The organism is Aeromonas sp. s3 (assembly GCF_040907805.1).
Classification (GTDB): domain Bacteria; phylum Pseudomonadota; class Gammaproteobacteria; order Enterobacterales; family Aeromonadaceae; genus Aeromonas; species Aeromonas dhakensis.
Genome location: NZ_JBFOCQ010000013.1, coordinates 36,292 through 50,318 on the forward strand (window position 1 = coordinate 36,292; position 14,027 = coordinate 50,318).

A 14,027-nucleotide genomic window follows, 5' to 3' on the forward strand; every position below is an offset into this window, starting at 1 on the left:
GATACCAAGGCCCCTGACGGGGCCTTTTTTATTGACTCTCTCGCCTGCCGACACTCGAGTGCGCACCTTTTTCTCCCGTCCTCAGCCCCCTCATTCGACGTCACACGTCCTCAAATAGCAGAACTGTATGCAGAGGGTGGCAATGGGCAGTCGGGCAGTCGGGCAGTCGGGCAGTCGGGCAGTCGGGCAGTCGGGCAGTCGGGCAGTCGGGCAGTCGGGCAGTCGGGCAGTCGGGCAGTCTACTTTTCTCCCGAGTTCACACAACCAACACCGCCCACACCCAATAAAAAACCCCCGCATGGCGGGGGTTTGGGTTTGCTCTCTTGTCAGCCGATGCTGCAGGGCTTCAGGTTCCAGATCCGATCTACATAGTCCTGGATGGAACGGTCGGAGTTGAACTTGCCCATGGTGGCCGAGTTGATGATGGTCTTCTTGGCCCACAGTGCCGGATCCCGATACCAGGTATCGATCAGCTTGTGTGCTTCCGAGTAGGAAGCAAAATCGGCCAGCGTCAGGTAGGGATCCCCCCCTTCCAGCAAGGAGCGCTTGATGGAGGAGAGCTCGCCCGGACGACCCGGTGTGAAGTAGTCGGTATCAAACCAGTCCAGCACGGCTTTGAGCTCGGAGTTGGCGTAGTAGAAGTCATACGGGTTGTAACCACGCCCCTTCAGTGCCTTCACCTCGTCCACATTCAGACCGAAGATGGCGCAGTTCTCGGCCCCCGCCTCTTCGGCGATCTCGATGTTGGCGCCGTCCAGGGTACCTATGGTGATGGCACCGTTCAGGGCCATCTTCATGTTGCCGGTACCAGAGGCTTCATAACCGGCAGTGGAGATCTGCTCGGAGACGTCGGCCGCCGGGATCAGCTTCTCGGCCAGGCTCACCCGGTAGTTCGGCATGAACACCACTTTCAGCTTGCCCTGAATGCGGGTGTCATTGTTGACCCGCTCCGCCAGCTTGTTGATGGCGTAGATGATGTCCTTGGCCAGCTTGTAACCGGGCGCCGCCTTGGAGCCGAAGATGAACACCCGCGGATGCATGTCGTAGTCGGGGTTGGCCAGCAGACGACGATAGAGCGCCATGATGTGGATGAGGTTCAGTTGCTGGCGCTTGTACTCGTGCAGACGCTTGATCTGGACGTCGAAGATCGCCTCGGCACTGACCTCGATACCGGTTTCCGCCTTGATGACCTTGACCAGCTTCTCCTTGTTGTGGCGCTTGATGGTCATGAACTGCTTCTGGAAGGCCTTGTCGTCGGCAAACTTGGTGACGCTGCGCAGCTTGTCCAGTTGCAGCGGCCACTCCTTGCCCACCACTTCGTTGTAGAGCTCGGCCAGTTCCGGGTTGCAGGCCAGCAGCCAGCGACGCGGGGTCACGCCGTTGGTGACGTTGCACATCTTCTCGGGCCACAGCTCGGCATACTCGGGGAAGAGATCTTCCTTCACCAGCTTGGAGTGGATCTCGGCCACGCCGTTCACCTTGGAGGAGCCGATGACACACAGGTTGCCCATGCGCACCTTGCGCACCGCTCCCTCTTCGATAATGGAGAGCTTGGCCTTGATGGCGTCGTTGCCCGGCCACTTGGGCTCCACCAGCTCGCCCAGGAAACGGGCGTTGATTTCGTAAATGATTTCCAGATGGCGCGGCAGCACCTTCTCGAACAGGCTGACCGACCACTTCTCCAGCGCTTCCGGCAGCAGGGTGTGGTTGGTGTAGGAGAACACCTGGTAGCTGATGGCCCAGGCCGCTTCCCAGGTCAGCCCCTCTTCGTCCACCAGCACCCGCATCAGTTCGGGGATGGCGACGGTGGGGTGGGTATCGTTGAGCTGAATGGCGATCTGGGCGGCAAAGTTGCTGAAATCGGCGCCATGCACCCGCTTGTAGCGACGCATGATGTCCTTGATGGAGCAGGCACAGAAGAAGTACTGCTGGATCAGGCGCAGCTCTTTGCCCGCGTCGGTCTCGTCGTTCGGATAGAGCACCTTGGAGATGGTCTCTGCCTGGGCTTTTTCCGCCTGGGAGTCGATATAACCACCAGCGTTGAACACGTCCCAGTCAAAAAACTCGGAGGCGCGAGACTCCCACAGGCGCAGGATGTTGACGGTATGACCGCCAAAACCGACTACCGGAATATCCCAGGGCACCCCTTTGATCTTGCGACCGGCGTGCCACACCTTCTTGAGGCCGCCGTTGTCACCAAAGACGGTCTCCACGTAACCGTAGAGCGGGATCTCCTGCACCGATTCCGGGCGGCAGATCTCCCAGGGGTTGCCATATTCGCGCCAGGAGTCCGGACGCTCAATCTGACGGCCATCCTGAATTTCCTGACGGAACAGACCGTGCTCGTAGTGGATGCCATAGCCGACCGCCGGGTAGTTCAGGGTCGCCAGCGAATCGATGAAGCAGGCGGCCAGACGGCCCAGGCCGCCGTTGCCGAGTGCCATGTCGGGCTCTTGTTCACACAGATCGGTCAGTTCCAGACCGAGTTCGCCCAACGCCTCTTCGCAAATCTTGTACAGGGAGAGGTTGTGCAGGTTGTTGGAGGTCAGGCGCCCCATCAGGAATTCAGCAGAGAGATAGTGAATTGCACGAGTATCTTTCTTGAAGTGAGTCTGCTGAGTGCGGGTCAGGCGCTCGTACACCTGTTCGTTGACGGCGGCTGCGGTCGCTTTCCACCACGCTTCTGGCGAGGCTTTCTGTTCGCTTGTACCCAAGGTAGAACGCAGGTGACGCACGATACTCGCCTTGAGCTGATCTTTATCCAGTTGGAGATCCTGGTCTGTCTTCTTCTTGGTAGCCATAAACCATTTCCTTCGTTACAGAATAATAAATTGTTATCCCATCAGGGACCGGTGCTGTTGTTATCTGAGAATATGTTCCGGCGTGGGCATACTAGCTAAAGCCGCAGCTTGAAAAGTTAACGCAAGTCACACTTTAACGTATAAAAATGACAGTTCAAGTTTGAAAACCCTTTCCTGAAACCTGCAAATGCAAACCCATCATTTCCTTTAAAATCAAAACCTTAAGCCCATATCGCAAATATAAATTTATGAATAGGTTTTCAACGATTGCCAAGCGCTGAAAATCCATGAAAATAACTGAAAATTCAGCGCACATTGAAAACGATTTCAATGTGCGCCATTCATGAAAAAATAGAACAGTGCCATTCGGGGAGTGTTCGCCGCTCAACCGTGAGCCTTGAACTGGTTGCTCATGGGATCGTAGTGGTAGCCAATCTGCAACAGGCGGGTGGCAAGCTGGTCTTCCGTCATGTCGTAATAGGCCAGCAATTCCTCCAGCCCGTCGCACTCCAGCCGCAGCTTCTCATTGATGATCCCGAGCAGGATATTGGCATCCAGTCGTTGCAAGGTGCTGACGTCCATCCTCATCTCTCCTCTGTACAGGACATACTGTATAACCATGGGCGCCCCTGCCCGCTTTGTCCATAGCCTGAAAAACACCCACCTCAAGATTGAAGTTTATATACTTTAAAATCAATTAGTTAACTTATTTCATTACCGTTCAAATCACATTTTTGGCCACAAACGGCTTGTCACTGCTGCGAACAACAACTACTGTATGCACATACAGCATGGTTATTCATACAGGAAAGCATATGAGCCAGCCAATGAGCCACACCCTTGTCTCCGTCGCCAGCATGAGCAGCCCCTGGCCCACCCGCCATCAGGGCAAGCAGGACGAATATCGCCACTCTGCGAGCTTCACCCGGGAGCCGCCGCTGCTCGATGAGCTGGTGCGCTTGAGCCAGGGTGACACGGGCTGGATCCTGCTCATTGCGCCACCCGGTCTGCCCGTGGCCAAGCAGTTGCAGGCACAGGGGATCAATCCGGCTCGGGTACTGGTGGTACACAGCCCCAAGATCAAGAATTGGCAATCCACGCTGGAGCAGAGTCTGGGCAACGGCCGCTGCGCCGCCGTGCTGACCTGGCTGCCGGAACAGGTCACGCTGGATCGGGCCAAGCTGAGCAAGCTGGGGCAACGCTGTGGCGTATTGACCCGTTTCTTCGAGCCAGTCGCCTCCTCTCCCGCTCATGGTGGCTCACTGGTCTATGGCGGACAGGATGTCTATCTCAATCACTGACCCCCAACCGAGTGAGGAGATGGGTTGTTCAACTAGATTGATGATGACTTTTTAATTGGGTGATGAATCGTTTGCCCATCACAGAGTAAAAAGAGCCCTTGCCGCCAGACAACAGTGGCAAGGGTGAAGAGACGCCAGCCGACTGACGGACGTGGGATCCAGCGTTGACAGCCTTGTGCACCACGCACAGAGAGCGTCAGTTGGCAGTTGGCAGTTGGCAGTTGGCAGTTGGCAGTTGGCAGTTAAAATTCGCACGACAGACACGCAGACGAAAAGAAAAGGCGACCCTGGGGTCGCCTTCGTTTTGTTTGTTATGGCTGAGGCTGCATGACGGCCACATCCATGGCAGTCGCGCATCGCGCCCATGCACTCAGGGCATAATGACCCGGCTCCATACCGTAGGTGAACAGCCCTCAGGCATCTTCAACTCACGCCAGCTTGCCATCGAGCTCGGCAATCTTGGCAGACCAGTAGGCCGGCCCGGTCTCGTGGATATTGTTGCCCTGGGAGTCGACCGCCACGGTCACCGGCATGTCCTCGACTTCGAACTCATAGATGGCTTCCATGCCCAGATCGGCGAAGGCCACCACCCGCGCCTTCTTGATGGCCTTCGCCACCAGATAGGCGGCACCACCGACGGCCATCAGATAGACGGCCTGGTGCTGTTTGATGCTCTCGACCGTCTTGGGGCCCCGCTCGGACTTGCCGATCATGCCGATGAGGCCGGTTTCCCCCAGCATCATGTCGGTAAACTTGTCCATCCGGGTGGAGGTGGTCGGGCCGGCCGGGCCGACCACCTCGTCACGCACGGCATCGACCGGGCCCACGTAATAGATGAAGCGGTTGGTGAAATCGACCCCTTCCGGCAGCCCCTCACCTTTTTTCAACATGTCGGCAATGCGCTTGTGAGCGGCATCGCGACCGGTGAGGATCTTGCCGGAGAGCAGCACGGTATCCCCGCTCTTCCAGCTGGCAAGCTCTGCCTTGGTGATGCCGTCGACATTGACCCGGCGCACGTTGCCGCCGGCCGAGCGGGTGATCTCCGGCCAATCTTCCAGTTTCGGCGGGGTCAGCTCGGCCGGGCCGGAACCATCCAGCTCGAAATGGACATGGCGGGTGGCCGCGCAGTTGGGGATCATCACCACCGGCTTGGAGGCGGCATGGGTCGGCGCAGATTTCACCTTCACGTCCAGCACGGTCGTGAGGCCACCGAGGCCCTGGGCACCGATGCCGAGCTTGTTGACCTTGTCGTAGAGCTCGACCCGCAGCTTCTCCTCTGTGGTCTCGGGACCACGGGCGATCAGCTCCTGGATGTCGATGTGCTCCATCAGCGCTTCCTTGGCCAGCACCGCCGCTTTTTCGGCGGTACCACCGATGCCGATGCCCAGCATGCCGGGCGGACACCAGCCGGCCCCCATGGTCGGCACTGTCTTGAGCACCCACTCGACGACGTCGTCGGAGGGGTTGAGCATCACCATCTTGGATTTGTTCTCGGAGCCGCCGCCCTTGGCCGCGATGCTCACTTCCACCTTGTTGCCCGGGATCATGTCGATGTGTACCACGGCCGGGGCGTTGTCTTTGGTGTTCTTGCGGCTGCCGGCGGGGTCGGCCAGCACGGAGGCGCGCAGCGGGTTGTCCGGATTGGTGTAGGCGCGGCGCGTCCCTTCATCCACCATCTCCTGCACCGTCATGTCGCTGTCCCACTGCACCTGCATGCCGATCTTGACGAAGCAGGTGACGATGCCGGTATCCTGGCAGAGCGGACGATGGCCTTCGGCGGACATGCGGGAGTTGATCAGGATCTGGGCCAGGGCATCCTTGGCGGCCGGGTTGATCTCCCGGTCATAGGCGGCCTTGGCGGCATGCACGAAATCGAGGGGGTGGTAGTAGGAGATGTACTGCAGGGCGTCGGCGATGGAATCGATAAAATCCTGTTTTTTAATGATGCTCATATCATCCTCACTGGTCCTTGTCTCCCGTGTTGGTTGGAGCAAGGGCTTCCATATGAGCCGTGCTTCGGTGGGGTGGTGCCAGGCGGTCTGCCTGTCTGCCCGATAAGACAACGGCGCGTTTTTTCTAAAAATTCCGGCGCCTATGATACGCTTGCCACCCCCGTACCGGCTAGGGAGCAGGCTGCAAACTGTTGCCTGTGTAACAAAAAATGAAACCAACGCTGCATATCCACCATTTTGAACACCAGATGGCGCTCCATGCGCTGTTCGCCCGCCTTCACCACCTGCCCTGGGCCATGTTGCTGGGATCCGCCGGCCCGCTGGGTGCGGATAACCGCTTTGATATCATCACCGCCGATCCGCTGGCCACCCTGCAGACCGACGGGGCACTGACCCGCATCGAGCAGGGAGGTCAACACGAGTCCAGTGAAGATGATCCGCTGACCCTGCTGGCCCGGTGCCAGCGCGACCTGCTGGGAGAGATCGCCAGTCAAGCGACCCCCCTGCCCTTCATCGGCGGGGCGCTCGGCCTGTTTGGCTATGATCTGGGCCGTCGCTTCGAGCGTCTGCCGAACCTGGCCGCCCGCGACGTCACCATCCCTGACATGGCGGTCGGCATCTATGACTGGGCCCTGCTGCGGGAGGTGGCAACGGGCAAATGGCAGCTGGTGCACTGGGGCGACGAGGCCGGCCTTACCCGCCGGCTGCAGTGGCTGGAGGCGCAGCACGAGCTTGCCGCAGACCCCTTCGCCCTTGCTGGCGCCTGGCGCAGCAACATGAGCCGCGCCGAATATGGCGACAAATTTGCCCGGGTGCAGGCCTATCTGGCGGCAGGGGATTGCTATCAAATCAACCTGACCCAGCGTTTCAGCGCCCCCTATCGGGGTGACGAGTGGCAGGCCTACCAGGCGTTGTCACGGGCCAACCGCGCCCCCTTCTCGGCCTTCCTGCGCTTGCCGCAAGGGGCCATCCTGAGCCTCTCCCCCGAGCGTTTCCTGCTGCTCGACCAGCGCCACATCGAGACCAAGCCCATCAAGGGCACTCGCCCGCGGCTGGCCGACCCTGCGCTGGATCAAGCCAGTGCCCGCGAGCTGGCGGAGGCCGACAAGGACAGATCGGAAAATCTGATGATCGTGGATCTGCTGCGCAACGACATCGGCCGAGTTAGCCGGCCCGGTTCGGTCAGCGTGCCCAGCCTGTTTGCGGTGGAATCCTTTCCGGCGGTGCACCACCTGGTTTCCACCATTCACGGCGAACTGGATGCCCGCTGGCAGGGCGTGGATCTGCTGCGCGCCTGCTTCCCCGGCGGCTCCATCACAGGCGCCCCCAAGATCCGGGCCATGGAGATCATCGAGGAGCTGGAGCCCCAGCGGCGCAACGCCTACTGCGGCAGCATCGGCTACCTCAGCCAGCACGGCCGGATGGACACCAGCATCTGTATCCGCACCCTGATCGCCGCACAGGGCCAGCTCCACTGCTGGGCTGGCGGTGGCGTCATCGCCGACTCCGACGTGGACGACGAATATCAGGAAACCTATGACAAGGTGGCCCGCATCCTGCCGCTGCTGGACGCACTGCGTTGAAAACCTGACAAAATAATCTCAGCGACTTGAAGGAGTGAAGAAGAATCGAGATGGAACGAGCCGAACTGCTGACCCGCTTTCTGTTGCAACGCCCCGCCCCCGCCCACCGGCTGACGGTGGCCGGGCTCAAGCCCGCCGCCGTGCTGCTGCCGCTGGTTGAACGGGCCGACGGCCTGCAATTGCTGCTGACCCGGCGCAGTCCGCACCTGCGCCACCACGCGGGACAGATAAGCTTCCCCGGTGGCAGGCAGGATCCCGACGACCGGGACCTGATCCACACGGCGCTGCGGGAAACCCAGGAAGAGCTCGGCATAGTCCCGGCCCAGATAGAGGTGCTTGGTACCCTCGCGCCCCTCAACACCGTCTCGCAATATGACGTGCTGCCGGTGCTGGGACTGGTGGCGGCCGACTATCAGCTCACCCTGAGCCGGGACGAGGTCGACCAGGCCTTCGAAGTGCCGCTCAACCACCTGCTGGATCCGCGCCACCATATCGCCCTGACCATTCCCAGAGCCGATCACCTGCACACCATCTACTGGATCCCCTGGCAGGATCATTTTATCTGGGGTGCAACCGCCAGCATGATCCGCCAGCTGTCACGGCAACTCTCCAGATAACATATTACCAACAAATGCCTGTGCAATATTCATGCGTTAACACTAAAATAACGTGGTGTTTTATAAAAAATAATTGATTAATTCTTCTTTCGATCACATTTCCATAAAAGAGTGCGGTTTTCAGTCCCATAAAGGTGAATTTGATCAACATTTTTGATTAAAAAACCCGTATCCTTGCGCCGATCCTATAAAAACCACAATTCAGGGGTGAGACACATGTCTAATACTGTCACCGGCGCACAGGATGTTGCGACCTCACAGGAGCAAGGAATCCGCTCAGTCCAATCGCGTGGTTGGACCAAACAAGACACTCGCTGGGTAATCAGCCTGTTCGGCACCGCCGTCGGCGCCGGCATCCTGTTCCTGCCCATCAACGCCGGCATGGGCGGCTTCTGGCCGCTGGTGGTCATGGCGCTGCTGGTCGGCCCCATGACCTATCTGGCACACCGCGGCCTCGCCCGCTTCGTGCTCTCGTCAAGCAAACCCAATGCAGACATCACGGAAGTGGTGGAAGAGCACTTCGGCGTGGGTGCCGGCAAATTAATCACCCTGCTCTACTTCTTCGCCATCTACCCCATCGTGCTGATCTACGGGGTGGGCATCACCAATACCGTGGAAAGCTTCATGGTCAACCAGCTGCAGATGACGGCGCCGCCGCGCTGGATCCTCTCCATCGTGCTGATCATGGGCATGATGTCGGTGATGCTGGCTGGCGAGAAGCTGATGCTCAAAGTGACCGAGTTCCTGGTCTACCCGCTCATCGCCATCCTGGTGGGGATCTCCTTCTACCTGATCCCGGACTGGACCGGTGCCGCCCTCTCCCAGGTGCCGTCCGGCAAGGACTTTGCCATTACCCTGTGGCTGACCATCCCGGTGCTGGTGTTCTCCTTCAACCACAGCCCGGCCATCTCCAGCTTCTCCCTGGCCCAGCGTCGCGATCACGGCGAGCAGGCGGTCGAGAAGTCTGACGCCATCCTCAAGCGCACCGCGACCATCCTGCTCGGTTTCGTGATGTTCTTCGTCTTCTCCTGCGTGATGAGCCTGACCCCGGCACAGCTGGCCGAGGCCAAGTCCCAGAACATTGCCGTGCTCTCCTACCTGGCCAACCAGCACTCAAGCCCCATCATCTCCTACTTCGGTCCGCTGGTGGCGTTCGTGGCCATCGTCTCCTCCTTCTTCGGCCACTACCTGGGTGCCCGTGAAGGCCTGAAGGGGATGATCGTCCAGAACCTGCGCAAGTCAGGCAAGGAGCCGAACCACAAGAAGGTCGAGATCTTCATCATCGCCTTCTTCATCCTGACCCTGTGGGGCACAGCTGTGATCAACCCCTCCATCCTCGGCATGATCGAGTCGATGGGCGGCCCCATCATCGCCACCATCCTGTTCATCATGCCGATGTACGCCATCAAGCGCGTGCCGGCCATGGCGAAGTATCAGGGCCACATCAGCAACGTCTTCGTGGCCCTGATGGGAATGACCGCCATCTCCGCCATTCTCTACCAGCTGATCGGCTGACACTGACAGAGACCAGCAACAATGCCAGCCGGGTAACCGGCTGGCATTTTTTATGGTGCAGGGCTGATTGCAGATCTTCGCGAGGCAAAAAGAGAGGACCCCTTGAGAGCGAGTTGGCTGGCAAGCCACAACAAACCGGTAATGCCCGCTCACGTTTTCGCTCTGACGACCCACCCTGCTCAAGCTGGTGTATCGAGCCACCGTCAAGCCGATCAACTCCTGCCCGCATCACCCGAGACGGCAAAGCCCTCCCTCTTCCACGCTCGCACACCCCTTCATCCCGACCCAGTGACGGCTGCCGGGTTTCAGGTCGTGAAGCCTTCTTCTCTGTTTGCCGGGAGGGTTGCCAGGAGTCACGACAGCTACCCGCCCCATCCGAACAGCAATAAAAAACGCCCTCAAATGAGGGCGTTGTCGTTGTGATAGGAAGATACGGCTATCAGGCTTCGCTGTTTGGCACCGGCGAGATGTCCAGCAGGGTCTCATCTTCGGCCATGCAGGCCGCGGCGGTGAACAGCACGTCGGTGGAGCTGTTGAGAGCCGTCTCTGCGGAGTCCTGCAGCACGCCGATGATGAAGCCGACCGCCACCACCTGCATGGCGATGTCGTTGCTGATGCCAAACAGGCTGCACGCCAACGGGATCAGCAGCAGGGAGCCGCCGGCCACACCGGAGGCGCCGCAGGCACTGACGGTCGCAACCACGGAGAGCAGAATGGCCGTTGCCGGATCCACGTTCATCCCCAGGGTGTGGACCGCCGCCATGGAGAGCACGGTAATGGTGATGGCCGCACCGGCCATGTTGATGGTGGCGCCCAGCGGGATGGAGACCGCGTAGGTATCCTCCGGCAGACGCAGTTTTTCGCACAGCGTCATGTTGACCGGGATGTTGGCGGCGGAGCTGCGGGTGAAGAAGGCGGTGACGCCGCTCTCTTTCAGGCAGGTCAGCACCAGCGGATAGGGATTGCGGCGGATCTTCCAGAACACGATGAGCGGGTTGACCACGAAGGCGATGAACAGCATGCAGCCGATCAGCACCACCAGCAGTTGGGCATAGCCAAACAGGGCCTCAAAACCGGTTTCCGCCAGGGTGGAGGCTACCAGACCCAGAATGCCGAGCGGTGCGCAGCGGATCACCGCTTTCACGATGGTGGAGACACCGTGGGACAGGTCGGTGATCACCGCTTTGGTCCCCTCGTTGGCATGGCGCATGGCGATGCCAAGGCCGATGGCCCAGGCCAGAATGCCGATGTAGTTGGCGTCCAGCAGCGCCTTGACCGGGTTGGTCACCACGTTGAACAGCAGGGTCTGCAGTACCTCGGTGATGCCGCCCGGCGGGGTGATCTCGGCACTGTTCGCCACCAGGTGCAGGTTGGTGGGGAACAGGAAGCTTGCAACCACGGCCACCGCAGCCGCCAGGAAAGTTCCCAGCAGATAGAGCAGCAGGATCGGCTTCATGTTGGTTTTTTGACCCTGCTTGTGGCCGATGATCGCCGCCATCACCAGTACGAAGACCAGCAGCGGCGCCACCGCCTTCAAGGCGCCGACGAACAGGCTGCCGAGCAGACCCGCCGCTTTGGCCCATTCCGGCATGAACATGGCAAGGAGGATACCGAAGACCAGACCGACCAGGATCTGGCTAACCAGGCTGGTGCTGTTGACCAGTCTTATGAGGGGGTGTTGTTGTGTCATCAAATAGTCCCTGAGCACCTAAGTGCGTGAATCATTAGTCCTGTTGGCAACCGCTACACCAGGCGACACCCATGTCACGGGCTGGCGTCGTCTGCCCCGGCAAGCCTTCTGTCGAGCCTGTCCGGAAACACACGGGGTTGCGGACAAGGAATATCCCATCTGCAGCCGCTTTTTTCCACAGAATCACTGAAAAATATCCGCTTCGCCTCACAAAAAATCTACAACACAGAGATAACACAATATCAACAACGCTCAAATGGATGCCATTTTCCCCCCGATTGCCCGCCAGCCTCCACCCGGCGGTGGTATCATGACGGTTTTGCCGCGGAGACTTTGCCATGATCTCATCCCTGTTGACCCGTCACTTTGGCTTCGATCGGTTGAGGCCGGGACAGGAAGAGGTGATCAGCCGGCTGCTGGCGGGCAAGAACGCCGCAGCCATCTTCCCCACCGGCTCCGGCAAATCTCTCTGCTATCAGTTGCCGGCACTGGCCCTGCCCCATCTGACCCTGGTGATCTCCCCCCTGATCGCACTGATGCACGATCAGCTCGCCTTTTTGCGCAGCAAGGGGATCGCCGCCGCCACCCTCGACTCCAGCCTGACAGCGGAGGAGAGCCGCCGGGTGATGCAGCAGGCCAACGACGGCCAGCTCAAGATCCTGATGATCTCGGTGGAGCGCCTCAAGAACGAGCGCTTTCGTCGCTTCATCCAGCAGGTGCCGCTGTCAATGCTGGTGGTGGACGAGGCCCACTGCATTTCGGAATGGGGCCACAACTTTCGCCCCGACTACCTCAAGCTGCCTGACTATCGCCGCGAACTGGCCATTCCCCAGGTGCTGCTGCTGACGGCCACCGCCACCCCGGCCGTGATGGCCGACATGCAGGCCAAATTCGACATCGAGGATGACGGGCTCATCGTCACCGGCTTTTATCGCGCCAACCTGGACCTGGCCGTCGTTCCCCTGCCCGCCGAGGCGCGCGATGGCTGGCTGCATGGGGAACTGGCGCGCGATCCCGCCGCCCCCACCATCATCTACGTCACCCTGCAACACACTGCCGAAACCTGTGCCGCCCAGCTGCAGCAGCGCGGGATCAGGGCCCGAGCCTATCATGCCGGGCTCGACGCCACCTTGCGCAGCCAGATCCAGCACGACTTCATGACCGGCAAGCTGGATTGCATCGTGGCCACCATCGCCTTTGGCATGGGCATCGACAAGGCCGATATTCGCCGGGTGATCCATTACGATCTGCCCAAGTCCATCGAAAACTACAGCCAGGAGATAGGCCGTGCCGGCCGCGACGGCCAGCCTTCCCGCTGCATCGTGCTGGCCAATCGCAGCCAGTTGCCGGTGCTGGAGAATTTCGTCTATGGCGACACTCCGGATCGCTCGGCCATCGTCGCGCTGCTCGAGATCCTGCTGCAAAGCGGCAGCGAGTGGGAATTCAGCCTGCTGCGTCTGTCCAATGAAACCAACATCCGCCAACTGCCTCTCAAGACCCTGCTGGTCTATCTGGAGATGGCGGGCATCATAGCCCCGGCCTACAGCTACTTTGCCGAGTACCGTTTCAAGTTCGTGCTGGAGAAAGCGGAGATCCTGGCCCGCTTCAATCCGGAGCGACGCCTGTTCCTGGAGCAGCTGTTCGCCTGCGCCCCGCAGGCCCGCAGCTGGTGCACCATGGACTTCGATGCGCTCTGGCAAGGCTATCAGGGGGAGCGGCACCGCGCGGCGGCGGCCTTGGACTACCTGCAGCAGCAGGGCTGGATCGAACTGGAAAGCAAGCAGATGACCGAGGTTTACCGGGTGCTGCGCCAGGAGATTGACGTAACTACCCTGGCCGATGAGCTGCACAACTTGTTTGAAAAGAAGGAACAAAGCGAGCTGGCCCGTCTGCAGGCATTGCTGGGTTTCTTCACCTCAAGCAGTTGCCTGAGCCATGAACTGGCACGCTACTTTGCCGATCAGGCTGCGCCCACTCATTGCGGGCACTGCTCTGTCTGTCGGGGCGAGGTGGCAGAGCTCCCTCCCTTGCCTGGCCGAACACTCCCCAATGAACAGGGACTAAAAGCCTGGTGCGATCCCCTGGTGGCCCTGTGTCACACCCGGCATCCACGCGTCCTGACCCGCTTTCTGTGCGGCATCGCCACGCCGCTCACCACCCGGGTCAAGGCGAAAAGCCTGGCCGGATTTGGCCAGCTGGCATCCCACCCCTTCGCCGATGTGCTGGCGGCGGTTTCCCGCATTTATCCGCTCCACCACGATCACTAGCTCACCAGACAGCGCCGATTGCGCTGAAAAAATAAGACCCTCGCATTTGCGAGGGTCAAGCCAACGGAAACGTGCTTAAACAGAGCTTTGTATCGGCAACCAGCCACTCTCTTGCTAAAGCGCTGACTGCCCGACACAGGGCCAATCTAGAGCAGTCGCAATGTAGCGTCAATGTAAAAATTAGAGCTAAAACACCAAACAATCCGCTTTACGCGCACGTAAACGTAATGCCATTTCTACTGCGTGGCGCGCTCTCCCTTGCCCTGACTGCGCTTGCGGCAGCCGGCCAGGAACAATGCGG

Annotated in this window: 9 protein-coding genes; 5 read left to right on the forward strand and 4 right to left on the reverse strand. The window is 59.8% G+C overall.

What is annotated here, in order from left to right:
• Positions 1-326: 326 nt before the first annotated feature.
• A complete protein-coding gene (locus AB5Y98_RS07140) occupies positions 327-2,801 on the reverse strand; it encodes a glycogen/starch/alpha-glucan phosphorylase (protein WP_368231604.1) in 2,475 nt (824 codons plus the stop codon).
• A gap of 384 nt (positions 2,802-3,185) precedes the next feature.
• Positions 3,186-3,383 (reverse strand): DUF4250 domain-containing protein, encoded by a 198-nt coding sequence (locus tag AB5Y98_RS07145; protein ID WP_005300391.1) that lies wholly within the window; start codon positions 3,381-3,383, stop codon positions 3,186-3,188.
• 233 nt (positions 3,384-3,616) lie between these two features.
• On the opposite strand from AB5Y98_RS07145, the gene AB5Y98_RS07150 reads away from it, so the two are divergent.
• The gene (locus tag AB5Y98_RS07150) at positions 3,617-4,102 is read left to right on the forward strand and encodes a hypothetical protein (protein WP_019838720.1); all 486 of its coding nucleotides are present in this window, start codon (positions 3,617-3,619) and stop codon (positions 4,100-4,102) included.
• A gap of 428 nt (positions 4,103-4,530) precedes the next feature.
• Here AB5Y98_RS07150 and AB5Y98_RS07155 read toward each other — a convergent pair whose 3' ends face one another.
• Positions 4,531-6,054, reverse strand: a complete 1,524-nt coding sequence (locus AB5Y98_RS07155; RefSeq protein WP_010634118.1) for a fumarate hydratase — start codon at positions 6,052-6,054, stop codon at positions 4,531-4,533.
• A 248-nt stretch (positions 6,055-6,302) separates the two neighbouring features.
• On the opposite strand from AB5Y98_RS07155, the gene pabB reads away from it, so the two are divergent.
• The 3 genes from pabB to AB5Y98_RS07170 all read left to right on the forward strand — a co-directional run bounded on the left by pabB (position 6,303) and on the right by AB5Y98_RS07170 (position 9,769).
• On the forward strand, positions 6,303-7,637 hold the full coding sequence (pabB, locus tag AB5Y98_RS07160) for an aminodeoxychorismate synthase component 1 (RefSeq protein ID WP_368231651.1): 1,335 nt from the start codon (positions 6,303-6,305) through the stop codon (positions 7,635-7,637).
• 50 nt (positions 7,638-7,687) lie between these two features.
• On the forward strand, positions 7,688-8,254 hold the full coding sequence (locus AB5Y98_RS07165) for a CoA pyrophosphatase (RefSeq protein ID WP_005300376.1): 567 nt from the start codon (positions 7,688-7,690) through the stop codon (positions 8,252-8,254).
• A 216-nt stretch (positions 8,255-8,470) separates the two neighbouring features.
• Positions 8,471-9,769, forward strand: coding sequence for a serine/threonine transporter (locus AB5Y98_RS07170; RefSeq protein WP_017785451.1), 1,299 nt, complete (start codon positions 8,471-8,473; stop codon positions 9,767-9,769).
• Positions 9,770-10,208: 439 nt separating this feature from the next.
• Here AB5Y98_RS07170 and sstT read toward each other — a convergent pair whose 3' ends face one another.
• Positions 10,209-11,459 (reverse strand): serine/threonine transporter SstT, encoded by a 1,251-nt coding sequence (sstT, locus tag AB5Y98_RS07175; RefSeq protein WP_368231605.1) that lies wholly within the window; start codon positions 11,457-11,459, stop codon positions 10,209-10,211.
• Positions 11,460-11,797: 338 nt separating this feature from the next.
• On the opposite strand from sstT, the gene AB5Y98_RS07180 reads away from it, so the two are divergent.
• The gene (locus AB5Y98_RS07180; protein ID WP_368231606.1) at positions 11,798-13,726 is read left to right on the forward strand and encodes an ATP-dependent DNA helicase RecQ; all 1,929 of its coding nucleotides are present in this window, start codon (positions 11,798-11,800) and stop codon (positions 13,724-13,726) included.
• Positions 13,727-14,027 lie beyond the last annotated feature (301 nt).